Below are 24,116 nucleotides of genomic sequence, written 5' to 3' on the forward strand. Positions count from 1 at the left end.
CGGCTCAGCGCGAGCCCCATGGAAAGCGAAGTGTATTCCGGCTGCGGGGAATCGCACCAAACTTCATGGAAACATCCTTTGAAAAACAAATAAAAGCCCGAACAATTATACGGAACATTCATTAGCATCTTCGTATAATTGTTCGGAATTATCCTTGGCTGGAATACTTATGTCCCATCCCCTTTTTAGGACTATCTATGAAATGATCATTTTACGAATCCTAAGATCATTTCACGGATTAATTTACTAGCTGTATTTGCCGTTTGCTCAGATGGGTCATAAATTGGTGCTACTTCTACCAAATCTGCCCCAACTACTTGAACATTGGAGCGTGCAATTTCGTGAATAGACGCTAATAATTCTTTTGATGTAATTCCCCCTGCATCTACTGTACCAGTACCTGGCGCATGTGCTGGGTCTAATACATCAATATCAATTGTTACATATACAGGTCTGCCTGCAAGTGTTGGCAAGATTTCTTTTAAAGGCTCTAGCACTTCAAACTTAGAAATATGCATGCCAACTTCTTTTGCCCATTGGAACTCCTCTTTCATTCCAGAGCGGATACCAAAAGAATAAACATTCTTTGGACCAATTAAATTTGCTACTTTTTTGATTGGTGTCGAATGAGATAACGGCTCCCCCTCATACTCATCACGAAGATCTGTATGAGCATCCATATGTATGATTGCTAAATCTGGATATTTTTTATACATTGCTTGGAATACGCCCCAAGATACTAAGTGCTCTCCACCCATTCCAAGTGGGAATTTATTATCGCCTAATACTTTGTCCACAAATTCTTCGATCATATCTAAGCTTCGCTGTGGATTTCCAAATGGCAACGGGATATCTCCCGCATCAAAGTATTTTACCTCTTCCAGCTCTCTATCTAAATATGGGCTGTATTCTTCTAAGCCAACCGAAACCTCGCGAATTCGGGCAGGGCCAAAACGGGACCCAGGGCGGAAGCTAACAGTCCAATCCATTGGCATACCGTACAATACTACTTGGCTTTCTTCATAATTTGGAAAACTTTTAATAAATACATTTCCTGAATATGATTCATCAAAACGCATTGGTAATCACTCCTTTTTTATTCAAAACAGCTTAAGTCTAAATTGATTCACTATCCCCTTCACAAAGATCTTGAACAAACTTCGGTAGAATAAAGGCTGCTTTGTGTAATTCTTTCGTGTAATACTTGGTTTCTATTGAATGGAAACGGCTCTCTGACACTTGTAATGGATCATATTGCTTTGATCCAATTGTGAACGCCCACATTCCGCTTGGATATGTCGGTATATTAGCGATATATAATCTGGTTATTGGAAATATTTCTTTTACATCTCTTTGTACGGAGCGAATAAGCTCTCCCTTAAACCATGGGTTGTCCGATTGAGCAACGAAAAGTCCATCATCCTTTAAAGCTTTCGCTATCCCAGCATAGAAGCCTTTTGTAAACAGATTAACAGCAGGTCCCACTGGTTCTGTGGAATCTACCATAATTACATCATAGACCTTTTCACTTTTGGCAATATGCATAAAGCCATCACCTACTTGTACATCCACTCTTGGGTCATCCAGCTTTCCAGCTATCTCTGGTAGAAACTGCTTACTATATTCAATTACTTTACCATCAATATCTACAAGCGTCGCCTTTTTAACACTTGGATGCTTTAATACTTCCCGAATAACTCCGCCATCACCGCCGCCAACAACAAGAATATGCTCAGGTTTCGGGTGGGTAAATAATGGAATGTGCGCTACCATTTCATGATAAACAAATTCATCTCTGGTAGAAGTCATCACCATATCATCCAATAACAGCATATTTCCCCACTCTTCTGTCTCTACCATCTCCAACTTTTGAAACGGTGTCTGTTCTGTATGTAATGTACGTTTGATTTTCATTGTAATTCCAAAATTATCGGTCTGCTTTTCTGTAAACCAAATTCCCATTTTCATATCCTCCATTCATTTGATTAGTTAAAGCAATCAAAAAAGAAACATTTCTAATGAAAACAATCTTCTTTTTATACTTCCCAATCAAACAAATAACAAACACGAAAAAAGTATAGTGCATATTCGTAAAAATGCAAAGAATTTTTTTATATTCCATGATAAAAATGTTTAAAACACCAATCTTTACCACATACTAGTGCTATCTATTTTCGTTTCGTTTCATAACGATAAAAAACAAAGAAATTTCTACTTAGGAGGTGTCATGTATTGGAAGTCATTGTCAATAAATTAAAAAACTCTGGAAAGTATTTACGCATACTCGTGATATTGGGACTCCTTTTCATGATAACCGCAAGCATCATTTTTATCGGAGTTTATGTATACGCTCGTACACTTGGCCCCCCTCCTTTAGCCGTTTCTCAGTCAACTATCTATTATTCAGATAACGGTAGTATCATTGGAGAAAGCAGTAATGGGCAAAAAAGATATTGGGTATCCATCGATGATATTAGCCCATATTTAGTGGATGCTACTGTTTCCATTGAAGATAAGAACTTTTATTCTCATCACGGCTTTGATTATAAACGAATTGGCGGTGCTATTTTAGCAGACATAAAAGCAATGGCAAAAGTACAAGGGGCAAGTACGATAACGCAGCAATATGCCCGAAACTTATTTTTAGAGCATGAAAAGACATGGAAGCGAAAAATTGCAGAGGCTTTTTATACACTTCGACTAGAAATATTTTATACGAAGGATGAGATTCTAGAGGGCTATATAAATACAATTTATTATGGCCACGGAGCATATGGAGCAGAGGCAGCGAGCCAATATTACTTTGGAAAAGAGGCATCAAAACTAACGCTAGCAGAAGCTACCATGCTTGCTGGTATTCCGAAGGGACCCAGTATTTATTCTCCCTTTTCATCAATGGAGAATGCAAAAAAAAGACAAAGCATTATCCTTAATTCCTTGATTGAAAATGGCTATATAACAGCAGAAGATAAAAAGATAGCTTTAAATGAAAAGCTATCTCTAGTAGGAGAATTCCCGAACGCAAATATGGAAACAGCTCCCTATTTTCAAGATAGCGTTAAAAACATTTTGAAAAACCAGCTTCACCTGGATGAAAAAACGATTCAATTAGGCGGATTAAGAGTATACACTACCTTGAATACCGAGCAGCAAAGAATTGCAGAAGAAACCATTAATCACACGATAAACAAAGATAGTAATATACAAATAGGCTTTGTAGCTATGGATCCAACTACAGGCTATGTTAAAGCATTGGTGGGTGGAAGAAATTATGAAGAAAGCCCATTTAACAGAGCAACTCAAGCTAGTCGTCAGCCTGGTTCGACGATAAAACCTTTGTTGTATTACGCAGCACTTGAACATGGATTTACACCAGCGACCATGATGAGTAGCGAGAAAACGACCTTCCGTTTTGATGACGGCAGAGATCCATATACACCGCATAATTTTAATAATCGATATGCAGATGGCAATATTACAATGGCACAGGCACTTGCGGTTTCCGATAATGTATATGCTGTTAAAACCCATTTGTTTTTAGGGCAGGATACATTAGTAAAAACAGGAAAAAGATTCGGCATTACAACCGATTTACAAGAAGTACCTTCACTTGCTCTAGGAACCTCTAATGTGCGGGTAATCGAGATGGCAAATGCCTATAGTATGTTTGCCAATGGAGGAAACAGTGTTTCTCCTGTTTTCATTACAAAAATTGAAACAAATGATGGACAAATTCTCTATGAACATAAAGCAAAGAAAGAGAAAGTGTTAGATACAGATTTAACTTTTGTCATGAACCAAATGATGACAGGAATGTTTGACCCTAATTTAAGTGGCTATGCCTCTGTAACGGGAAGTACCATCGCAAACGATATTACAAGAATTTATGCAGGTAAATCTGGTTCCACAGAATCAGACAGCTGGATGATTGGCTATACCCCGCAATTAGTGTCAGCCGTTTGGACCGGATATGATCAAGGAGAACCCATCACGTTAACAGCTGATAAAACATATGCAAAGAAAGTTTGGGCTCAGTTTATGGAACAAAGCTTGAATAAAGAGCCAATCAAAGGGTTCACTCCTACAAAAGGAACAGTTGGTGTATATATCGACCCTAAGAGCGGTAAACTTGCATCAAATGCGTGTGGCACAAAAAGAATAATGTACTTTACGAAGGAAACTGTACCGACAGAATATTGTGCTGATCTACCGAAAGACGATTCCAGTGAAAAACCAGCAAATAAGGAAAAAACAAATGAAAAGGTACCATGGTATAAACGAATTTTACCTTGGTAGAAGCAAAGATTGAAAAAGCATACTGCCGCCTATTTTTGGCGGGGTATGCTTTTTTGTTTTGGTCGGATGATGGCGAGGCAAAACCTCGCCTCTGTTACCTTTTTGGCTGTTCCGTTTTAAAAAGGGCTTAGAGATCCTCTCTCCGTTATCTTTTCTCTCTCTTCCTCTTCCAAATGGGCTTAGACAACCTCTCTCTGTTACCTTGCCGCTCTCCTCATTCTTCCTCCAACCAAACGTCTTCTACATATTTTCTTTTTTGCTGCTTGCTTATTTTTCGATATTCTTTTGATTTAAAAATAATATCAAAATCATAATCTTCCGGATAAAGCTCTGTTCCTTTAATATAAAGCTTCAATCGCTTTTGATTGACTATTCTTTTTTCCTGGCGAACCTGCACGATATATCTCCCTTGTGCATCTGGTCCTTGGTAAACAATTCCCATTTCATTCGTCTCTGTAAGAATTACATTATCTCCTTGCTCAAATATTGGCTCTTGTGCTCTTGGCGTATCAACCGGCCTTGTCATTCCTAATTTGCGGGCATATTTATTAACAACTACCTGTTGCTTATAGCTTGGATCATTTACATTTTGATCATCATGGAAGTTCCGATATTTTTTATACGTTATCTCATGCGCTTTTTCAATAAGCTCAGGGTGCAGTCCTAATTTGCTTGCAATTTCAAACGCTTGGCTTCTCCCACTTTGCCCCAATAACAGCTTATATGTCGGCCGTAATGTAACGATATCAAATTCCATTGTTCCATTTAAAAACCCTTCTGTTTGATCCGCAAATTCCTTCATCTCACTATAATGAGTCGTCGCAAATAATGTTGCTCCTTTTTGATAAAGCTGTTCTAAAATTACAATAGCGAGGGCCATCCCTTCTCCAGGATCTGTGCCAGATCCTAGCTCATCAAGCAATACAAGCGAACGGTCATTGGTTTTTCTTAAAATATCAATAATATTCACTAGCCTTGAACTAAACGTACTTAAATTTTGTTCAATGCTTTGTCCGTCACCGATATCCACAAATATATGCTGAAAAATCGCTATTTTGCTCCCTGCTTTTGCAGGAATTAGCAAGCCTGATTGTGCCATCATTGTTAATAAACCAATTGTTTTCAATGTTACTGTTTTCCCACCTGTATTTGGCCCTGTAATAACGAGGGCACGATGCTCTTCGCCAAATAAAATGGTTAAAGGGACTGCCTTCTGCCCAAGCATTGGATGACGAGCTTCTTTTAAATGAATCATATAGTCATCTGTTAAAACGGGAGACTTTGCATCAATTGCTCTGCTGTATTTTGCTTTCGCAAACAAAACATCATAATAATGCATCGTTTCGATAGCTAGATTTATCGCATTTTCCTCTGCTAATAGCTTTTCTGTTAATTCATATAAAATTCGTTCTACCTCATACTCTTCTGCCAGCTTCATTGTTTCTATTTCCGCTTGCATATCTGCCAATTCAATTGGTTCGATAAATACCGTTGCACCAGATGCAGAAGTATCAAGTACACTTCCTGGCATTTTGGTTTTGTATTCTCTTTTAACAGAGAGAGTCAAATGTCCATTACGCTCGGACACAATTTTGTCTTGAAGATAACTTGCATATTTTTTTGATTTCACTAGTTGGTTAGCCTTTTCTTTAACCCGATCTGTCAAGATAGATAACTGTCTTCTTAAATAGGCTAAATCACTAGATGCGTAATCATCGACATTACTATGCCTAATACATCTTGTTATTTCTTCTGTAAGCTCCCTAACATCAGGGATAGATTGAACATACAGTGAAACATTCGGAGCAGCAAATTCTTTATCACGCATAAACTGCTTAAGCTTTGTGCAATGCTCTAAAAAGGAAATAACAAATGGAAATTGATCTGCTCGAATATAAATCCCCTTTTTTGCTTGACTTAAATATAGGGACATTTCATCAAGCGTATGAATGGGAACACTACTAGATATTTCTATAATTTTTATAGCCTCTTCTATTTCCTTTATCGACTGCTCCATTTTTCTTTTATCATGAATGGGTCGCAGCTTCCGAATGGTTTCTTTCGCTAAATTTGTTTTCGCATAAGCTTCTATATCCTCTAAAATTTTATAGAAGCCTAATACTTCAAATGTCTGTTGATTCATTTAATTACCTCCTGATTTTTTCTTGAAAAACCCTTGAAAACAGAAAAAAGCCAGCATGAACAAACGCTCACACTAGCTTTTTTGGGTAAACCTATCCGCTTGTTTGCGGCATAAGGAAATCCTTCGCAATAAAGTAAAAAAGCTATGACAAATATGCCATAGCTTGGATCGTCTATTGCTCGCTACGAGGCTTATTCTTAACCTTCCTTGAAATTCGCATGCTAAATAAACCGGTAGAATTCCGATTTTTTAACAACATTCAAGGCCGTATAAAATTAACGGTTAGTTAAGAACACTCACACTCATAAAACAATCTCCTTTAAAAGGGCTTTTTATTGAAGGCTTTTTTCGGATAGTTTGTTGCTATTATCCGTAGCCTTATTTGTTTCTCTTTTAGTTTATCGATTTCTCTTCACATTTGTCAACATTTTCAAAAAATTATCCTAACAAGTCTTTTTTCAGCTGTTCTAGGGAGTTATCCCAGAGTTGCTGATCATGATTTTTTAGGAAATCAGCAAGCACCTTTTTAGACTTATCATCCATATTATCAACCATAATATGCCTTTTCATACTTTTATCCATCTTATTCACATGGTCTGGCAAGGATTTATAGCCTCTGCGAATCGAACGATCTACGGTCATTTCACAAGCTGTTACCCCAGCATAGTAAGGACCTTCAGGCTTGCGGTCAATCGTTACCCATACTAGCCAATAAGCCTTGCCATTTGGCACTTCTTCTTTACTTTTTAAAAACTTGATACCACGCTCTACAGCACTCCTTGCATGCATCGCCCCAATATCAACGATTGCTTCTCCTGCTTCCACATCAATAATAACAGGAGATACATTTTCTAAACTAAGACTGCCAATTCCAAAACCTTTATGCCCATCTGTTGGGTCATTTTTAATAATATTAAAGCCTACTGTTTTTTTCTTTTTTTCTTCCATTTTTCATACTCCTTCTGCGATTTATTCTAAGCGATCGCGGATTGCTAACTGCTTAACGATTCTTATTTGTCGTGCAAGAAAGACAATTTTTCCATTCTAACAAATTAAAATAATAATTGATTAAACAGTTGAAGGAAAAAGACTCGCACAAACTCAATCCAAGGGAATATTGTATAACTTGATAAACCGGTAACAATTAATACAATAAATAAAATAGATCCATATACCTCATACTTAGACATTCTTGCTCTAACTCGAGAGGAAACTAGATCTTCTATAATTCGGTAGCCATCTAGAGGTGGTAGCGGAATTAAATTAAAAGCAAAAAGTAATAAATTCATATAGACAAAAATTTGAAAAAACGGATATAAATCAAAATTACTTCCTACTGGAACATTTAACTTTATTAATAGTGCAATAATAATAAAACCAAGAAAAGCTAGTATTAAATTACTAACAGGTCCCGCTAGAGAAACCAATACTCCAGCTAATTTCGGTCGTTTAAAGTAATGACGATTAACTGGCACTGGCTTCGCCCATCCAAACCCAGCAATCAAAATAAAGATTGCACCAATGAGATCGATGTGAACGATAGGATTTAGCGTTAATCTTCCCTGCTTTTGCGCTGTTGGATCTCCAAATTTATAAGCTACGTATGCATGTGCAAATTCATGGAAGGTAAAACCTATAACAATGGAAATAATAATATAAGGCAAATCCGCCAAATTTTGCGAAAATAACAAATGATTAGCTCCCCTCTATAAACAGTTTCTACGGAAAATCGTTTTTTTCTATCTAGTAATGTTTCCTTCTAAAATTATACATGATTATAAATTGGAAAGGAAAATTTTCTTTTCCTAGGAAAGGAGCAAATAAAAATCCCCCCTTTTAATTACAAAGAAATGATTAGAAACTTGCACTTTTTCAAAAAATATGAAAAACTACTAACAAAAACCAAGGAGGACTAACAGATGCCATACGTAACTGTAAAGATGTTAGAAGGTAGAACAGAAGAGCAAAAGCGAAATCTAGTAGAAAAAGTAACCGATGCTGTTGTAGAAACAACAGGTGCCTCAAAGGAAAAAGTAGTTGTCTTCATTGAGGAAATGCCTACAAACCATTACGCTGTTGCAGGCAAACGCCTAAGTGATCAATAATGCCATTAAAAAAGATCCTACCAAGCAAATCGTTTCATTGCATGGTAGGATCTTTTTTAATGAATGGTTTTCTCTTTTAAGCTTTCAATATATGTGTAGGCTATCTCTATTTCTTCTTCTGTATATTTTTGCTTTGCTTTTAAAGTAAAAACTTTTTCTTTCACTTCTTCCTTTGGTAAAGTATCAAAGAATAGAACGGTTGAAACAAGTTCAAGAAATCTTGAATTCTGGCCATTCATATCTTCCAGACAAGGCGATAAATTAGGCATCTCCACTTCATTAAGTGCCAGAAACTCTTTCCCATTATCGGTTAAGGTATAACGGTATTGGAAATAGCCTCCCTTTTTTTCTTTTATCTCATTTAAAAATCCCATATTGCATAGTTCTTCGATTCGCAAGGTCAGCTCTTCTGAATAGGGACCGAAAAAGTGAAATTGATATTTTTCATGAAACGGAAAATCAAGCTTTTTCGCAATATATATCATTTTTTGCAGCTTTTTTCTTCCAATAATTTCGCCCGAAGCAGCAATTGCTTTCATTACTTTGGCATGATCTTTTAACAAATTGGGTCATCTCCTACTCGATTTAATCCTAAGACATACATCTATTGAATATCCAACAATTGACGAATTTGTTTTTTGATTTTCCCTTTAGAACTGTCATCCTTTAAAATGTCCTTTGGAAAATACAGCTTATGATCGGTTCTTCTTTTTCCAGAGATACTGTCGACTATTTCCGATTCTCTGGAAAGCTCTCTTATTTCTCCGTTTTTCATCAATAGATGAATGGGCAACCGTTCTTCCTCTTCCCCAGGTCGATAAAAATCATAAGGTAGGTCAGACGAGGAATCTACAACTAAATAATATTCCGGATCTAATCCCGCTTTTTGAAATAACCCAGATAATTCTTGGAGTTTCTTATACTCTTTCGCTGGATCAAACTCAACATATTTAAAAAGATTCCTGTTCATAAACCTGCGGCAAAGGTCTTTCAAAATAGTATCGTCTTCTTCTTGCCACATTTGAAAATAATAGAGAATAATAGCCTCATCCAATTTCAAGTAGTCCTCTAAGGATGTCTCTTCTTCAAAAAGTGAGTAAAAATGAATGGGGTGATATTTAAAAGAGTAGAACTGTTCGTGTAAATGTTTCGCTCTATGTAGAATCTTCGTAAGAATTACTTCCGCACTTCTTGTCACTGGATGGAAATATACCTGCCAGTACATTTGATAACGGCTCATAATATAATCTTCTACAGCATGCATTCCGCTTTTCTTAATAACAGCCTGATCTTCACGTGGACGCATGACACGCAAGATTCTTTCCATATCGAAATTTCCGTAGCTAACCCCTGTAAAGTATGCATCTCTTAGTAAATAATCCATTCGATCTGCATCAATTTGACTGGAGATTAGACTAACAACTAGTTTTTCTTTTGATGTTTTTGCGATTACTTCGGCCACTTTTTTGGGAAAGTCTTTCTCTACTCTTGTTAAGACTTTATTTACTTCTGTCTTTCCTAAGATAATTCTGCGTGTAAATTCTTCATGATCGAGATCAAACACTTTTTCAAACGAATGAGAAAAAGGACCATGTCCTAAATCATGTAAGAGTGCGGCACATAAAGAAAGCAATCTTTGGTTATTATTCCATTCTTCTCTGCCTTCAAAAACATCGTCAATTATTCTTCTAACAATTTCATATACTCCTAGAGAGTGATTAAACCTGCTGTGTTCCGCACCATGAAAAGTAAGATAAGTCGTGCCAAGCTGCTTAATTCTTCGCAGGCGCTGAAACTCTTTCGTCCCAATCAAATCCCATATCACTCGGTCACGAACATGGATATAGCGGTGGACTGGATCTTTAAATACTTTCTCTTCGTTTAGCTTATCCGTCGAATATGGCATCTTTCTCACTCTCTTTCGTTCTATTGGCTATTTTTTATTCATTCTAGTAATTTAGAGTACGCTCCATATTCTAAAGATAGAAAAAGAGGGTTCCGTGTAGGCATTTTAAAAAGGAAAAAAATCATGGTTTTCTCCATAAAATAACTATCTAGTGGAAGCTCCTCTGGTTTTACAAAGACTCTGTTTTTCATTGTTGTTGTTTCATTTGAAGATTTCAAATAATAGATGAGTTTCTATTATTTTTTTAACTTTGTATTAATTTTATCCATTAACTCTTCTTCTGTTAATGCAGCTAGTGGACGATTATTGACAAAAGCAAATGTTTTTTTGCGACCAGGACCACAATAGGATTGACATCCTATTTCAATTTTTGCATCTGGATCTATTTGCTTTAAACGTGGTATTAACGTTTTTAAATTTACTGCCTGACAATCGTCGCAAACACGAAATTCGTTTGCCATTGGGACAACCCTTTCTTTAAATGCTCTCTATTAAAGTTATCAATCATCTAATCGACAACATTCTCACTCATTACTATATGGTATTTTACCCCTTCTCCACTAGCAATGCAAGATGCAAAAGAGTGTAAAACAGTGACGAATTTGTGGAATAAATCCGCTCCTACTATGCTATTTTTGTCTATCTGCTACGGCAGTATTTTTTCTAAACTAATTCCCTTCTCTATATTAATTAATCAATATGCGTTATAATTTTCTCTTGAATATAGGGAGGTTATTAAATGAATAAAAGTAGACTATTAGTAATGTGCAGCATTGTGCTTGCAATGTTGATCGCCTCTATTGATACGACTATTATGAATACAACCATGCCAATTATTGCAGAGGAACTTGGCGGAACGGCATTATACGCTTGGTCTTTTGCTGCTTATATGATAGCTAGCACCATACTGTCACCAATTGCCGGCAGACTTTCTGATCTTTTTGGTAGAAAGAAACTGTTTGCTTTCGGGATTATCGTCTTTTTAATCGGCTCACTCTTATGTGGAATTGCAGCGACTATGCCTCAATTAGTCATTTTCCGCGCACTACAGGGAATGGGAGCTGGATTCATGATGCCATTTCCTGCTATCATTGCTGGAGACCTTTTTTCTATTGAAAAAAGAGGGAAGATCCAAGCATTATTTACTGGCATGTGGGCATTATCTGCCGTATTAGCTCCCACACTTGGTTCTCTTTTTGTAGAGTTTTTGAGTTGGAGATGGATTTTTTACATTAATTTTCCAGTATGCATCATTGCACTATTAACTTTGATTCCATATAAAGAAGTTTATCAACCTAAAAAGGCACAAGTAGATTATATTGGTGCTGTCCTGTTTGGAGTCGGCATAACTTGTGTATTACTAGTTACCGTGTTAGAAAGTTATCTGTTTATTTTTGCTATAGTCGGTATCCTTCTATTAATCACATTTTATTTCTTTGAGAAAAGACAATCTTCTCCTATTGTTCCATTATCCATTTTTAAGAATAAAACAATTACTTGGATTTTCCTTAATGGATTTGTTGGAACATTGGCCTTATTTGGAACATCAAGCTATATTCCATTATTCCTGCAAAACCAAGCTGGCCTTTCTGTCCTATGGAGTGGTGTTTCTCTCCTTGGTATGTCTGTTGGATGGATGGCCATGTCGGTTCCAGCTGGTAAATGGATATTAAAATATGGCTATCGCATTCTATTAATAATTGGAAATACATTACTATTACTGTCAGGAATTTTATTAGTATTATTAAATGAATCAAACGGCTTCTGGTACGTCTTTATCCTCATGATTGTTCAAGGATTAGCATTTGGACTACTAAGTACTGTTGGTGTTATTGGCGCTCAAGCATTAGTAGGAAATCACGAAAAAGGGATCTCTACTTCTTTCTTTATGTTCTGCCGAAATATGGGAACAGCAATCGGTGTAACCATTATGGGATCTTTGCTAAATAGTGGTACTACCTTTATGGATGGTATTCACCATCTCTTCTTATTCGGATTTATTGTAAGTATTTTTGCATTTTTATCAGCCTTCTTTATCCGCAACGAAGGAACTTTAATAGAAAAAAGAGCATAGAAAATTTAATCGTATATGTATCAAAAATAGTCGGCCAAGTTGCCGGCTTTTTTTCAACCCTCTTTATCCGCTAATTTTCCTTTTTTCTAAACTATAAAAAAATCTACTATCCTTGTATTTCTTTTGTATAAACAAACATGTTTCTGGAAAAGATGGAACTAGAAATATTTATTTATCGTGATTAAGTTGGGAGTTGAGTTAAGAATGAAGGTTAGACAAGATGCATGGTCTGAAGAAAACGATTTATTATTAGCAGAAACAGTTTTGAGACATGTCAGAGAAGGAAGTACACAGTTAAACGCATTTGAAGAAGTTGGGGATAAATTAAATAGAACTTCAGCTGCGTGTGGATTCCGCTGGAACGCAGTCGTTCGTCATCAATATGAGAAGGCGCTGCAACTTGCGAAGAAACAGAGAAAACAACGTCAACGGATGCTAGGAAAAGATCAAGGTGGTAAAAAGAAACTATTATACTCACCACCAGTACCAACAGTGGACGATCTCGAGGCTCTTACTGCTTCCACTAGTTTAGAACTTGGTTCAATGGAGTTGGAGACATTCGATTTACTAGAAACATTAGATACACATGTTACTAGTCCAGAAGAAGATGAGCTTGCAAACTATCAAACAGAAGAACCACAAACCAGCATTGAAGTAGAGAAAACTCCTGTTTACTCAGGAGTGAGCTACAATCAAGCTAGCACACTTAATTTTGATGCCGTTCTCTCTTACTTACAAAATTTCCGAAGTGCTCCAATACAGCTGGAAATCTTAAAAAGTGAGAATGAAAGATTAAAAAGAGAAATGGCCACGATCAAAAGTCGCAACAAAGAGTTAGAAGAAAAGCTACATCAAATCGAAAACAACTCAGAAATGATGCAAGAAGATTACGAAACACTCATGAAAATCATGAACAGAGCTCGTAAACTTGTGGTACTAGAAGAAGATGAGCGCCCAACCAAGTTTAAAATGGACCGAAACGGAAACCTCGAAAAAGTCGCAGAGTAATTAAAAAGCGGAAAGGGACCGTTCAGCGGCGTGTGGGGTGGAGCAGCATTTCCTGAGATAAAGGAAACACAGAGAGCGATAGCGATCTGATGTTGACTTATTGTAGGGAAATGTTGTGAAGCCCATCAGCCGCTGGTCCCTTGGAGCTAGATTGATTAAAAAGTGGAGGCGCCTGGTTATCAGCGTACAAACTGGAGGGCTTCGACTGAGATAAAGGAAACACGACGAACGCTAGTGAGTCGATGTTGACTTATCGTAGGGAGGAGACCGAAGTTTGCTAGCTGATAGGCGCCGGAGCTGGAGTAATTAAAAAGCGGAAAGGGACCGTTCAGCGGCTTATAAAACGCATAACAAAAAAGAGAGAAGTTTTTGGAGTTGGCAACCATTCTCGATTATAAATAGAGGATAAGGAAAGGGATGCAAAAAATCACCTTCCTTATCCTCTTTTTGATTTTAACGAAATGCCTGCATAATTTTCTCGTTTCGATCAACGACACGATTATAATAAGACTCGAACAGTGGTAGCTCTTCACCTTGTAATTGATCTGCAAATAAAAACTCTGCGTGATCTTTTAAAGCAAGAAGCAACTTTGTCATCACTTGATCAACCGTTAGTGGAACGTCTAATAGTTCAGCTAAAGAAGCCATTACTTCCGGTTTTATTTCTGGATAAGCAAATTTGGTTGTCTCTCCTTGCAGTCCTGCAGCATAAAATTGCTTGATAATTTCCGCTCTTTGCTTTCCACTGCCATTTATGCAAAGATAAATTTGAACCGCAACCCCACTTCTTAAGCGTCTTTGAGAAATGCCTGCAAATTTTTTCCCATCAATACTTAAGTCATAGCTGCCTGGACAATACGATCCGACAATTTCCTTTGCTTCTATCGTTTTCCCATATTCTTTAAACATATAGTTAATTAATTCCCACATCGTCTCATAACCACTATTAATATCTATTCCTCTTTCCTGTTCTGGCAGGATAAGCGAAATATTTAACACATCTTTATCCAACACAACAGCAAGTCCACCAGAATTACGGACAATGTATTGGTATCCCTGCTCCTTTAAAAAAGCCAATGCATCTTTCAGATGAGGTAATCTCGTATCTTGAATTCCTAATACAATCGTCCGATCATGTACCCATGTTCGTGCCGTAGCAGGTACTATGCCACTTCCAACAGAGGAACATAAAGTATCATCCATGCCGAAAGAGTGTAGCGCTGATACATGTAAACCTGTTGTTGACTGATCAATGATTCTCCATTTATCTTGTTTTAACAAACTAGTATTGCCGACCATCACTTAGCTCCTTTTGTTTTAACAACCATCTATCCTATTTTTAAAAGATATAGTTTTCTTTATTCATTCACAATGATTTATTATAACGAAAAAAGAGCTTTTTCTAAAGCTAAGCAGTTCAATTAATATGGGGAAATGAAAATTACATTGGAATTCACATCATATAACACATACTATTTAACACATTCAATAGCTCAGACTCTGAGCTTTACATTTCCACGATGCTACTTTCGTTGAAGCCCATCTTAGATAAAGAAAACTAGTTATATTACTTTTCCCATTCATGTTCCAAAACACTATATAGTAAAGAGTCACGCCAACCATCTTTAATTAACAAATCTTCACGCATTCCACCTTCTAAATACATCCCAACTTTTTCTAAAACCTTTGATGAACCTCAATCTCTCATTCTTTCTTAAAATAAATAAAACCCCAAACAATTATACGAACTTTTCTTAGCATGTACGTATAATCGTTTGGGGTTATTTGGTTGAAAATACTTATGTCCAAGCTTCTTTAAAAATAATTATTTTGCTAAGCTTTGTCCTGCAGTAATTAATGCTAATTTATAAACATCTTCTTCGTTACATCCACGAGAAAGGTCGTTTACTGGAGCATTTAAGCCTTGAAGGATTGGTCCGACTGCTTCAAAGTTACCTAATCTTTGTGCAATTTTATAACCGATATTACCAGCCTCTAGACTTGGGAATACAAATACATTTGCATCTCCTTGAATTGGAGAATCTGGAGCTTTTTGTTTCGCTACAGATGGAACAAATGCCGCATCAAATTGGAATTCACCATCAATTACTAATAATGGGTCTCTTAGTTTTGCTTCAGCTAATGCACCTTCTACTTTTTCTGTTTCTGGTGATTTTGCAGAACCTTTAGTTGAGAAGCTTAACATTGCAACGCGTGGGTCAATGTCAAACATTCTTGCTGTTTTCGCACTTTCCACAGCAATTTCTGCCAAATCTTGGCTGTCTGGAGTAATATTGATTGCACAGTCTGCAAATACATATTTTTCATCTTCACGAACCATGATGAATACACCAGAAGTCTTCTTAACACCTTGTTTTGTTTTAATGATTTGTAAAGCCGGACGAACAGTGTCAGCTGTTGAATGAATTGCACCACTTACTAGACCATCTGCTTGGTTAGCATAAACAAGCATTGTCCCAAAATAGTTTTCATCTAAAAGGATTTTACGCGCGTCTTCTTCTGTTACTTTTCCTTTACGTCTTTCAACAAAAGAAGCGACTAATGCATCAAATTGAGCATATTTCTTTGGATCATAAATTTCTGCATTTTCTAAAGAAACACCTAGATTTTTTGCTTTTGCTTGAACTTCTTCTATGTCCCCAATTAAAACAGGAATTAACACTTTATCTTCTGCTAAACGACCAGCAGCTTTTAAAATTCTTTCATCTAATGCTTCTGGGAAAACGATCTTTACGTTTTGGCCAGTTACTTTTTCTTTTAAACCTGTAAATAAATCACTCATTAATTTTCTTCCTCCTTTTTATGTACACTTAATAGGATACTCTACCATGATAAAATTTCAAGGAATATTCCTTACTTTCTTCTATTTTTATCCCATATAAAGCATGATGCGTTCATCTACTAATGCAAAGAAGATGAAGATGAAATATTGATGGAAGTTCTGTTTATAAATCTGATAATTCCCTATATGTAACTTCATTATACTTTTTTAGACGAACTGAAACTTCCTTTTTCTAGAAGTCACAATTTGTTCACAATTATTTCAAGGGTTATTCCACTAATATATGGAGAAACTATGATATAGTTAAAATCGTATAAAGTGAAACTTCCATCAGTGGGGGTCTTCCTTCCTCCCCCACTGATGGTTAGTTGAACCAATCGGACCTTTACGGACAGTTGATCTCCCACCTATCTTCCTCGTATTCTCATAAGCTTGAGGGGGAGTCTTACTGTCCGTTAAGAGTGGGATAAATGTTATTAAATAAGGAGTGAACATATAAATGAGTGAAGCAGCAAAAACATTAGATGGCTGGTATTGCCTGCATGATTTCCGAACAGTAGATTGGACTACATGGAAAATGTTACCTAACGATGAAAGACAAGAGGCAATCAATGAATTTCTAGGTTTATTGGAAAAATGGAATGTTGTTCAAGAAAACAATAGCGGCAGCCATGCCCTATATACAATTGTTGGACAAAAAGCGGACTTCATGATGATGATTCTCCGTCCAACTATGGAAGAATTACAACAACTAGAAACAGAATTTAACAAAACAAAATTAGCTGAGTTTACTATTCCAGCTCATTCCTATGTTTCTGTTGTAGAATTAAGTAATTATCTTCCTTCTGATTCAGATCAAGATCCATATGAAAATCCATATGTAAAATCTAGATTATATCCAATCCTTCCAGAATCCAGTTATGTGTGCTTCTATCCAATGGATAAACGCCGCCAAGGAGAAGACAACTGGTATATGCTTCCTATGGAAGACCGCATAAACTTAATGCGTAGCCATGGCATGATTGGCCGCCAATACGCTGGAAAGGTAAAACAGATTATTACAGGATCTGTTGGTTTTGATGATTACGAATGGGGCGTAACCTTATTCTCAGATGATGTGCTTCAATTCAAAAAATTAGTATATGAAATGCGTTTTGATGAAGTAAGCGCACGCTATGGCGAATTTGGTTCTTTCTTTGTAGGCACCATTCTTAAACAAGAGGCAATCACTAACTTTTTGCATGTAAACTAAATGAAGTGGAGAATTCTCTAGTAGAGATTACTGGAGAATTCTCTTTTTTCTATTCTCTTAAAGATTAACTGCATCTTCTCTAAATAAATCCAGTTGATTTCGATATAAATTCTTAACTCCTTGTCATAACTTTTTCTTTTTCCTCATAGGATGAAATAGTGAGCGATGACCTAAGAAGGAACTAACATTCACCGTCTACTTCTTATCTGTAAATTTTATGGTCAACTTCTGAATGATGGAAGTATGTATGGGAAGATTGAATAGAAGACTATGGAGGGATGAAAATGAGTCAATCAAATTATGGAAACTACGGTTATCCACAAGGATACGGGACTTACCCCGGGCAAATTCCTACCTATGGAAATCAGCAAGTGTATCAGCCACAAACACCAATACAACAAGGGGTCCCTACTCCTACACCTACTACACTGCCAGGACAGCTGCCACTTGAAGTATCCTATATCGAGAATATTTTACGTCTTAACAAAGGAAAAATCGCAACCGTATATGCAACATTTGAAAACAATAGAGAATGGAATGCTAAAATCTTTAAAGGCATTGTTGAAGCAGCAGGGCGTGACCATCTTATTTTAAGCGACCCGCAAACTGGAATTCGTTATTTACTGCCCATGCTATATATCGATTATGTCACTTTTGATGAAGAGATTGAGTATGAGTATCCGTATGGCGTTGCAGCACCAAACTTGACTACATATCCACCTAGATAACAAAGAGAAATTCCGTGCATCACTTATATAGTGGTGTACTTTTTTATGCTTTGATTTAGAGGCACAAAAAGGGACTTCAAAAAGTCCCCCCCTTATATTAAGTTATGACGTTTTATCTTTCACCAAAAAATAGGCAGTTATCCATGCGGTAATAGGGATTACAAGTGTAACACCTGTTCCTGCACTAAGAATCGTAATCATTTCTGCCCCAAATATTTTTGAATTTACAATTTCCCCTAACGTATAGGACAAATCTTTAAACCAAATCAGCAGTGCGAGGTAGCCACCAAAGAAAGCAAAAAATAACGTATTCGTACTTGTACCAAGAATATCTTTTCCAATACTTAATCCAGCTTTGTACAATTCTTTTCTACTAATAGATGGATTGTGATAATAATATCTTTCCCAATTTCCCTTCCTGACTTTACTAATGCTTTAACAGATATATTATTATTCTTTTCATACAATCCAAATATCGAAGAAGACATGGTAATGGCGACGTCCATAACAGCGCCGAGGGATCCGAGAAATAGTCCTGCCAAAAAGACCAATTTATAAGGACGCGTAATAAATTGTAATTCCTCATAGCGAAGGCCTTTTTCTGAAGTTAACCATAAAACAAAGTAAGTAATAAATAGAGAAATAAAAGTACCTAGTAAGGTCGCTATAATCGCAGCATATGTTTTTTCGTTTCGCCCGCTCACAAGTATAAGGGAAATAATCGTAAAGATAATCACGCTTATACTGCAAATTAACAGCAGACTCTTTTCAGACGTATTTATATAAACGTCCAATGCAACGGATAAGATGACGGCATTAATAATCAAGCTAATAAGAGAATACAAGCCCTGTTTTTTACCAACAAATAGCAAGGCAAAAATAAAAACCCACCCAATCATCAACAAATATGTATCTCTTTTTACATCTTGTACGCTTCCTTTCAGATAGCCATTCTCTCCTAACTTAGAATCAATATGAACAAATAATTCATTTCCGACATAGAATTCATCATTATTGGCTTTAGAAGAAGAATATTCATTCATTAGATAAATTTGTTTCCCTTTTTCCTTCCCATTTTTCACTACCCCAATAATTTGCTGAATAAAAATATAATCCTTATTATCAAATTGATCCTTTACTTCCGTTTTATCTATTAGTTACGTTTTTACGACTTCTGCTATTGGCTTTTCATAGAAGGAGTAATTGTTATGCACAAACACGATAGACCCTATAAATGAAAGTAAAACGACAATAAAAAAGAGTTTCTTTTTCTTGCTCATTTTATTAAATTTGCTAAATATAACTTTCAAGAGTAACCTCCTACTACAAAGTACTTTTTCTTTTGGAAAAGTAAGAAAAAAGGATAGGTAAGAATATCAATCCTTTGCTTACCTATCCTTTTTATACGATCCAATTACATCCATTTCCAAGCAGCGACAATAATTAATAGCCACGCTGTCAAAAATGCTACTCCACCTATTGGTGTAATAGCTCCTAGTATTTTGATTTGGGTAACGGCCAATATGTATAAACTTCCTGCAAATAGGATAATTCCAATGAACATTAGCCATCCTGCCCAATTCAACAAACTGCTTTCTGGAAATTTCCCTAAGAGTAAACCGATTAGAATTAATCCCGTACTATGGAACATTTGATAAGTAACACCTGTTTTCCACGTTTCAAGATATTTTTCTGGTATTTTCCCTTCTAACCCATGGGCACCGAATGCTCCTAAAGCTACCGATAATAGAGCATTAATTGCTCCGATAATGATAAAAGCTTTCATTTTTATATCCATTCCTTTCGCTTCGCTCAAGGCACAAAACGTAATGAAACAAGTTTGCACTGAGCGTTATTTTGGCAAATCTATAGCCATAGGGATACCAATCAACTACAAATCACGCGGAGGTGAGTGGGCTGCTCCAGTTGTGGAGTGACCGCATTTTTATATGTGTAGATTGCCTTTCCAAGCACAAATAAGTGTGACTTCGAGCACGCAGACTTATCTTTGTATAAACATTACTCGTTTATCGCTGGGCAATCAGTCAATGTTGTCTATCCCTATAAATCTTATAAAGGAGTTTTCCCTATGGCTTTAAAAATTGTTTATCCCATTTGTTGTGGAATTGATGTCCACAAATCCTTTGTTGTGGCTTGTATTGCCTCCACTTCCAAAGGAGTAACCACTTACAAACGCCATCGCTTTTCAACCTATACAAAAGGATTGCTTGAGCTGTCACAATGGCTTTGTGAAAATGATTGTCAGGATGTTTGTATGGAATCTACCGGGAAATACTGGATTCCTGTGTTCAATGTACTAGAAGATTCCTGTAACATCACCTTGGCGCATCCTAAGTATGTCAAGGCAATCCGCGGTAAAAAAACCGATAAAAAAGATGCTAAATGGATTGCTGATTTATTTAAACATGATCTTGTAGCCGGAAGCTTTATGCCTCCACTTGAGATTAGGCAGCTTCGTGACCTTATGCGTTATCGCTTCAAGCTGACTAACTTTATGTCGAGTGAGAAAAACCGTCTTCAAAACAGTTTAACTGTGTCTAATATTCAGCTTGGAAATATTGTTTCGGATACCTTCGGCAAAAGCTCCATGAACATTATTGAGAAGCTACTAAAGGATCCATTAGACACCTCATTTGATTTAGAACCTTTAATTCATGGCTCCATGAAGCATAAACTTCCTGAACTCGAGCTCGCTATTGATGGATACATTACATCTGAACAGGCTGAAAAATTAAAGGTTATTAAACAACATTATGAAGACCTTGGAGCCCGTAAAGCAGATCTTGAAAAAATTATTCTTTCACTTGCCGCGTCCTACCATGATGAAATCAACTTAATCTTAACTGTTCCGTCTTTTAAAAACATTTTTTCCGCCATTGCCGTGGTTTCCGAAATAGGTGTTGATATGGACGTGTTTCCGACAGCTAAGCATTTATGCTCCTGGGCAGGACTTACACCCACAAATAACGAGAGTGCCGGCAAGAAAAAGTCAGTAAGAATTTCAAGAGCTGGATGTTACATAAAACCACTTTTGGTGCAATGTGCAACCGCAGTGGTTAAAAGTGAAAAACATCCCGAAATTCGAAACCGTTACCTACGGCTAAGAAAACGCCGTGGTCACAAACGAGCAATTATTGCGATTGCACGAATGCTTTTAACAGCTATCTACAATATTCTCAAAAAGAAAGAAGCCTATAACGCTGAATTATATTTAAAATCGGATGTTCTTCCAGTAAACCGTGAAATCACGGTAGAACAAGCGATTTTATTAGCTAAAAACCATGGTTATCATGTGTTAGAAGCATCTTGATTTTGTCGTATAAATTTTAAAAAAATCATCCAATGATGGTTTATTTGTCATGCATTCTTTTTGAGATAGTGATTTCAATAATTATTTCAGACTTATCTCCTTCTTTTTAACTTTTTATATAAATGGATCTATGTATGAAGTGTTGATTGTTGCACCTTATTCGTGCTTTCTGCAGATAGACTCTTCCTATAACTAAGCACTACTAAATTAACGATCCGTTGCACTCCTGCAGGTTCTCAGACTTTCCCACATTTTCCGTAGAGTCAAGCAGACTTCTCTTCAAACCTAAAAATCAAATAAGGAATCGCCATTTCCTTCTTCCATTTTTATTTTATTTGTTTGTGTCTGTATGGTTTGTTTTGGAATGGTTAATGGCGCTTGAACAGCTTGGAAGGTTGGTTGCTGAACGGGTTGCTGATAGGTTACGCCTTGTATTCCTTCCTGTTCTAAAACCAATTCACATAAGGATTTAATCGCGTAGACTCTTTCTCTTATTCTTGCATCGGAATTGCTTGTTTTAGCTTCTGCTAACTGATCTTCTATCTTAGCTAATAATTGTTGTATAGAGATATTCATTTCATCCCTCCTTTGCCTGGAAACGTATTGTCAAAACTTTTATAGTAAATAGGTTATTAAATCCTATCTGAGAGGGCTTTATAAGCAAAAAAATTGCCACCCCCTGAATTCTAAGGATAATTGAGGTTACGACACTCTCAACAACCTAGAAAAGGAAGTGACAATTTGTACCCTCAAATTATAACCTATTTACTTACTTTTATTAAGTACCAAGATCAGGTTATTCGAACATTATTCACTCTTTTGATTGGGAAAAGTATGTTTGATAAACCTGTAGAAAAACCTGTAAATAAGCCTTATCGAAAACTACAGGTAGACGACCTCCCAATCATCGAAACCCTACAAAAGTTTGATTATAAACTTCTGTTGAATGAGTATCAGGAGAAAAATGGGAAACCCCTTAAACCTGTTCGAAGACACTCAAATTCAAAAACAACTGTTCCTTCCAGCATAAAATGTCCAAAGTGTGGTGCTCCATCTGATTTTCTTTATGCAAATAACGGAGACAAGGGACAGTATCAATGCAAGGTGTGTACATGTTTGTTTAACCAAAAAAATCATTATTCAAAAGAGGCAATTTTAAAATGTCCTCACTGTGCTAAAACGCTTGAAAAGGTCAAAGAGAGAAAAGATTTCGATGTATTCAAGTGTAAAAACAACGACTGTTCTTATTACCAAAAGAAACAAAATGGACTATCTTCAAAAGAGAAAAAACAGTTTAAAAAGGATCCACAGGCATTTAAAATGCGTTATATTTTCCGTCAGTTTCGTATCATTACCAACCCTTATCGAAGCGTTCACCTCAGAAACCAAAGTTAGATTTATCAAGACTATATGTGTCGCCACATACATTGGGACTGATTTTGACCTACCATGTGAACTATGGGTTGTCAGCCCGTAAAACAGCTGCACTCATGAAGGATGTACATGGTGTATCCATCTCCCACCAAAGCATTTTGAATTACGAAAATAGCGTAGCACTGATGCTTAAACCTTATGTGGACCATTATCCTTATGAGCTTTCTGATCAATTCTGTGGAGACGAGACCTACATTCGAGTGAAAGGTCGCTGGCATTATTTATTCTTCTTTTTTGATGCCGTAAAAAAGATTATTCTGTCTTATCCTGTTTCTCCTAATCGAGATACTCAGTCAGCCATTCTGGCTATCGATGAGGTTCTTCTAAAGATGAAGGAAATCCCTAAAAACCTCACGTTTATTGTAGATGGCAATCCGATTTACCTATTAGCCCAACATTTCTTTGCCCAACATGATATTTCGTTTGATGTGAAGCAAGTCATTGGATTAACCAACGAAGATCCAGTATCAACAGAATACCGACCACTCAAGCAAATTATTGAACGACTCAATCGAACGTTTAAAGGAAATTATCGCTCGACTCATGGGTTTGGATCTGATCATGGATCTGTTTCTTTCGTCACTTTGTTTGTCGCATACTTTAACTTTCTACGGCCTCATTCAGCCTTAGAAGGAAAAGTACCTGTGATTCATCCAGAGTTACTTCAGCTTCCCAATATGCCAGCAAGATGGACTAAGCTAATTGGATTAGCTCAAGATTGGATTATAGAACAAACAACCTAGCTTTTGTTTAGCTGAGCCCTGAACCAGCAATCGGCGGAGCGAACTCTTGACAAACCGAACTTACCAATGGTTTAAAATGGAAAAAATCAAGGGCTTATTTGGCATGCCTTCTTTTGTCCCCTTCGCCCTTGATAACCTGAATTCAAACCATTGGTGTGTTTGTCAAGAGCGATTGCGAGCCTCTCCACTTCAAAAAGGAAAGAAGAAAAAGACTTCAGGTTACTTTTTCATAGAAGTTTTGACACTACCCCTGGAAACGAAGACATTCGTGTCCAGATGCTCTTTTTACTTCG

General features: G+C 36.7%; 19 protein-coding genes and 3 pseudogenes. 8 read left to right on the forward strand and 14 right to left on the reverse strand.

Annotated elements, in window-relative coordinates:
- Positions 1-206: 206 nt before the first annotated feature.
- Positions 207-1,079, reverse strand: a complete 873-nt coding sequence (speB, locus tag NKG37_RS04485; RefSeq protein WP_047940781.1) for an agmatinase — start codon at positions 1,077-1,079, stop codon at positions 207-209.
- Between the two features lie 37 nt (positions 1,080-1,116).
- Complete coding sequence (speE, locus tag NKG37_RS04490) at positions 1,117-1,962, reverse strand: spermidine synthase (protein WP_254415871.1); 846 nt, start codon at positions 1,960-1,962, stop codon at positions 1,117-1,119.
- A gap of 270 nt (positions 1,963-2,232) precedes the next feature.
- Between speE and NKG37_RS04495 the strand changes: the two genes are divergently transcribed.
- Positions 2,233-4,296, forward strand: coding sequence for a transglycosylase domain-containing protein (locus NKG37_RS04495; protein WP_254415872.1), 2,064 nt, complete (start codon positions 2,233-2,235; stop codon positions 4,294-4,296).
- 214 nt (positions 4,297-4,510) lie between these two features.
- Here NKG37_RS04495 and NKG37_RS04500 read toward each other — a convergent pair whose 3' ends face one another.
- From NKG37_RS04500 to NKG37_RS04510, 3 genes are all read right to left on the reverse strand, one after another.
- Positions 4,511-6,439, reverse strand: coding sequence for an endonuclease MutS2 (locus NKG37_RS04500; protein ID WP_169189400.1), 1,929 nt, complete (start codon positions 6,437-6,439; stop codon positions 4,511-4,513).
- 438 nt (positions 6,440-6,877) lie between these two features.
- Complete coding sequence (locus NKG37_RS04505) at positions 6,878-7,387, reverse strand: YwhD family protein (RefSeq protein WP_016202525.1); 510 nt, start codon at positions 7,385-7,387, stop codon at positions 6,878-6,880.
- Between the two features lie 104 nt (positions 7,388-7,491).
- The gene (locus NKG37_RS04510) at positions 7,492-8,130 is read right to left on the reverse strand and encodes a site-2 protease family protein (RefSeq protein WP_016202526.1); all 639 of its coding nucleotides are present in this window, start codon (positions 8,128-8,130) and stop codon (positions 7,492-7,494) included.
- 228 nt (positions 8,131-8,358) lie between these two features.
- On the opposite strand from NKG37_RS04510, the gene NKG37_RS04515 reads away from it, so the two are divergent.
- On the forward strand, positions 8,359-8,544 hold the full coding sequence (locus NKG37_RS04515; RefSeq protein ID WP_016202527.1) for a 2-hydroxymuconate tautomerase: 186 nt from the start codon (positions 8,359-8,361) through the stop codon (positions 8,542-8,544).
- A 56-nt stretch (positions 8,545-8,600) separates the two neighbouring features.
- Here the strand turns inward: NKG37_RS04515 and NKG37_RS04520 are convergent, their stop codons facing one another.
- From NKG37_RS04520 to NKG37_RS04530, 3 genes are all read right to left on the reverse strand, one after another.
- The gene (locus NKG37_RS04520; RefSeq protein WP_016202528.1) at positions 8,601-9,107 is read right to left on the reverse strand and encodes a YwgA family protein; all 507 of its coding nucleotides are present in this window, start codon (positions 9,105-9,107) and stop codon (positions 8,601-8,603) included.
- A gap of 41 nt (positions 9,108-9,148) precedes the next feature.
- Positions 9,149-10,450, reverse strand: coding sequence for an HD domain-containing protein (locus NKG37_RS04525; RefSeq protein WP_016202529.1), 1,302 nt, complete (start codon positions 10,448-10,450; stop codon positions 9,149-9,151).
- 236 nt (positions 10,451-10,686) lie between these two features.
- Positions 10,687-10,911: a YuzB family protein gene (locus tag NKG37_RS04530; RefSeq protein WP_016202530.1), complete on the reverse strand. Its 225-nt coding sequence runs from the start codon at positions 10,909-10,911 to the stop codon at positions 10,687-10,689.
- 278 nt (positions 10,912-11,189) lie between these two features.
- Between NKG37_RS04530 and NKG37_RS04535 the strand changes: the two genes are divergently transcribed.
- Both NKG37_RS04535 and NKG37_RS04540 read left to right on the forward strand, forming a co-directional pair.
- The gene (locus NKG37_RS04535; RefSeq protein ID WP_016202531.1) at positions 11,190-12,524 is read left to right on the forward strand and encodes an MFS transporter; all 1,335 of its coding nucleotides are present in this window, start codon (positions 11,190-11,192) and stop codon (positions 12,522-12,524) included.
- Positions 12,525-12,728: 204 nt separating this feature from the next.
- A complete protein-coding gene (locus NKG37_RS04540; protein WP_254415873.1) occupies positions 12,729-13,532 on the forward strand; it encodes an RsfA family transcriptional regulator in 804 nt (267 codons plus the stop codon).
- Between the two features lie 453 nt (positions 13,533-13,985).
- Here NKG37_RS04540 and NKG37_RS04545 read toward each other — a convergent pair whose 3' ends face one another.
- The 3 genes and pseudogenes from NKG37_RS04545 to pta all read right to left on the reverse strand — a co-directional run bounded on the left by NKG37_RS04545 (position 13,986) and on the right by pta (position 16,335).
- Positions 13,986-14,831 (reverse strand): octanoyl-[GcvH]:protein N-octanoyltransferase, encoded by an 846-nt coding sequence (locus tag NKG37_RS04545; RefSeq protein ID WP_254415874.1) that lies wholly within the window; start codon positions 14,829-14,831, stop codon positions 13,986-13,988.
- Between the two features lie 268 nt (positions 14,832-15,099).
- Positions 15,100-15,228, reverse strand: a pseudogene (locus NKG37_RS04550) (GNAT family N-acetyltransferase); the annotation flags it as partial.
- A 129-nt stretch (positions 15,229-15,357) separates the two neighbouring features.
- Positions 15,358-16,335 carry a phosphate acetyltransferase gene (pta, locus tag NKG37_RS04555; protein ID WP_016202534.1) on the reverse strand — a complete coding sequence of 326 codons (978 nt, stop codon included), beginning with the start codon at positions 16,333-16,335 and terminating at the stop codon, positions 15,358-15,360.
- 499 nt (positions 16,336-16,834) lie between these two features.
- Here pta and hemQ point away from each other — a divergent pair, with 499 nt between their 5' ends.
- Positions 16,835-17,587, forward strand: a complete 753-nt coding sequence (gene hemQ / locus NKG37_RS04560) for a hydrogen peroxide-dependent heme synthase (protein ID WP_016202535.1) — start codon at positions 16,835-16,837, stop codon at positions 17,585-17,587.
- Between the two features lie 284 nt (positions 17,588-17,871).
- Positions 17,872-18,315, forward strand: a complete 444-nt coding sequence (gene gerQ / locus NKG37_RS04565) for a spore coat protein GerQ (RefSeq protein WP_254415875.1) — start codon at positions 17,872-17,874, stop codon at positions 18,313-18,315.
- 102 nt (positions 18,316-18,417) lie between these two features.
- Here the strand turns inward: gerQ and NKG37_RS04570 are convergent.
- Both NKG37_RS04570 and NKG37_RS04575 read right to left on the reverse strand, forming a co-directional pair.
- Positions 18,418-19,625, reverse strand: a pseudogene (locus tag NKG37_RS04570) (YibE/F family protein).
- A 104-nt stretch (positions 19,626-19,729) separates the two neighbouring features.
- Positions 19,730-20,101, reverse strand: a complete 372-nt coding sequence (locus NKG37_RS04575; protein ID WP_254415876.1) for a DUF423 domain-containing protein — start codon at positions 20,099-20,101, stop codon at positions 19,730-19,732.
- Positions 20,102-20,404: 303 nt separating this feature from the next.
- Between NKG37_RS04575 and NKG37_RS04580 the strand changes: the two genes are divergently transcribed.
- The gene (locus NKG37_RS04580) at positions 20,405-21,646 is read left to right on the forward strand and encodes an IS110 family RNA-guided transposase (protein ID WP_016205480.1); all 1,242 of its coding nucleotides are present in this window, start codon (positions 20,405-20,407) and stop codon (positions 21,644-21,646) included.
- 285 nt (positions 21,647-21,931) lie between these two features.
- Here NKG37_RS04580 and NKG37_RS04585 read toward each other — a convergent pair whose 3' ends face one another.
- On the reverse strand, positions 21,932-22,222 hold the full coding sequence (locus NKG37_RS04585) for a YwdI family protein (RefSeq protein ID WP_016202540.1): 291 nt from the start codon (positions 22,220-22,222) through the stop codon (positions 21,932-21,934).
- Between the two features lie 165 nt (positions 22,223-22,387).
- Here NKG37_RS04585 and NKG37_RS04590 point away from each other — a divergent pair.
- Positions 22,388-23,823 (forward strand): annotated as a pseudogene (locus NKG37_RS04590) (DDE-type integrase/transposase/recombinase).
- Positions 23,824-24,116: the final 293 nt, after the last annotated feature.

Origin of the sequence: Niallia sp. RD1 (assembly GCF_024219955.1) — a bacterium.
Taxonomy (GTDB): Bacteria; Bacillota; Bacilli; order Bacillales; family Cytobacillaceae; genus Niallia; species Niallia alba.

What these genes read in the sequence shown, in the direction of transcription:
- NKG37_RS04500 (WP_169189400.1), bottom strand. Translation starts at nt 6,439, where the DNA reads ATGAATCAACAGACATTTGAAGTATTAGGCTTCTATAAAATTTTAGAG.
- NKG37_RS04540 (WP_254415873.1), top strand. Translation starts at nt 12,729, where the DNA reads ATGAAGGTTAGACAAGATGCATGGTCTGAAGAAAACGATTTATTATTA.
- NKG37_RS04545 (WP_254415874.1), bottom strand. Translation starts at nt 14,831, where the DNA reads ATGGTCGGCAATACTAGTTTGTTAAAACAAGATAAATGGAGAATCATT.
- gerQ (WP_254415875.1), top strand. Translation starts at nt 17,872, where the DNA reads ATGAGTCAATCAAATTATGGAAACTACGGTTATCCACAAGGATACGGG.
- speE (WP_254415871.1), bottom strand. Translation starts at nt 1,962, where the DNA reads ATGGGAATTTGGTTTACAGAAAAGCAGACCGATAATTTTGGAATTACA.
- NKG37_RS04505 (WP_016202525.1), bottom strand. Translation starts at nt 7,387, where the DNA reads ATGGAAGAAAAAAAGAAAAAAACAGTAGGCTTTAATATTATTAAAAAT.
- hemQ (WP_016202535.1), top strand. Translation starts at nt 16,835, where the DNA reads ATGAGTGAAGCAGCAAAAACATTAGATGGCTGGTATTGCCTGCATGAT.
- speB (WP_047940781.1), bottom strand. Translation starts at nt 1,079, where the DNA reads ATGCGTTTTGATGAATCATATTCAGGAAATGTATTTATTAAAAGTTTT.
- pta (WP_016202534.1), bottom strand. Translation starts at nt 16,335, where the DNA reads ATGAGTGATTTATTTACAGGTTTAAAAGAAAAAGTAACTGGCCAAAAC.
- NKG37_RS04580 (WP_016205480.1), top strand. Translation starts at nt 20,405, where the DNA reads ATGGCTTTAAAAATTGTTTATCCCATTTGTTGTGGAATTGATGTCCAC.
- NKG37_RS04525 (WP_016202529.1), bottom strand. Translation starts at nt 10,450, where the DNA reads ATGCCATATTCGACGGATAAGCTAAACGAAGAGAAAGTATTTAAAGAT.
- NKG37_RS04530 (WP_016202530.1), bottom strand. Translation starts at nt 10,911, where the DNA reads ATGGCAAACGAATTTCGTGTTTGCGACGATTGTCAGGCAGTAAATTTA.
- NKG37_RS04585 (WP_016202540.1), bottom strand. Translation starts at nt 22,222, where the DNA reads ATGAATATCTCTATACAACAATTATTAGCTAAGATAGAAGATCAGTTA.
- NKG37_RS04515 (WP_016202527.1), top strand. Translation starts at nt 8,359, where the DNA reads ATGCCATACGTAACTGTAAAGATGTTAGAAGGTAGAACAGAAGAGCAA.
- NKG37_RS04575 (WP_254415876.1), bottom strand. Translation starts at nt 20,101, where the DNA reads ATGAAAGCTTTTATCATTATCGGAGCAATTAATGCTCTATTATCGGTA.
- NKG37_RS04535 (WP_016202531.1), top strand. Translation starts at nt 11,190, where the DNA reads ATGAATAAAAGTAGACTATTAGTAATGTGCAGCATTGTGCTTGCAATG.